At 59.0% G+C, this 536-nt stretch carries 2 protein-coding genes; one reads left to right on the top strand and one right to left on the bottom strand.

Translation table 11 applies throughout. From position 1 onward, the window contains the following. Positions 1-251 (top strand): inner membrane protein YbjM (gene ybjM, locus ABD481_RS47090; protein WP_344672390.1); only part of this gene is annotated, 251 nt, incomplete at its 5' end. Positions 252-257: 6 nt separating this feature from the next. Here the strand turns inward: ybjM and ABD481_RS47095 are convergent. Continuing rightward, the gene (locus tag ABD481_RS47095; RefSeq protein ID WP_425559446.1) at positions 258-500 is read right to left on the bottom strand and encodes a GrxA family glutaredoxin; all 243 of its coding nucleotides are present in this window, start codon (positions 498-500) and stop codon (positions 258-260) included. Between the last annotated feature and the right edge of the window lie 36 nt (positions 501-536).

The following is a 536-nucleotide window of genomic DNA, read 5'->3' on the forward strand; positions in this document are numbered from 1 at the left end:
TTTTGCTGCCAGGGGCGGCGGCGAGCTGTCTCTCTCCCGGACGGCGGGTGCTGCGTCCTTTGCTCGGCGCGATACTGGCGGCGCCGGTCTGCATGGTGACGATGCGGCTGTTCTTCGTGACCCACCGGACGTTCTGGCAGGAGATGGCGTGGGTGTTGAGCGCCGTGTTCTGGTGCGCGCTTGGGGCATTGTGCTTTTTGTTTATCTGCGCCTGGCTTGATACCTGGCGCAGTCATTCATCGAGCAAATAAATTGACTCAGGCAAACAGGCCGAGATTCTCTTTTGCCCAGGCTTCAAAATCGGTGCAGCCGCCGATGTGTTTCTGGTCGACGAAAATCTGCGGCACGGTTTCAACCGGTTTGCCAACGGTTTTTTCCAGGTCAGCTTTGCTGATGCCTTCGGCATGAATATGAAACCCGTGCTTACCCGGCGGTAGCGCCCGCAGAGTGGGGGCGAACTCGAGTCCGCGGTCGGTTTCGGTGATTTTGACGCTGCCGATGGTCTGACCGACGCCCTGGGTGGTCACGAGATTAAG

Origin of the sequence: Catenulispora yoronensis (assembly GCF_039531695.1) — a bacterium.
GTDB lineage: Bacteria > Actinomycetota > Actinomycetes > Streptomycetales > Catenulisporaceae > Catenulispora > Catenulispora yoronensis.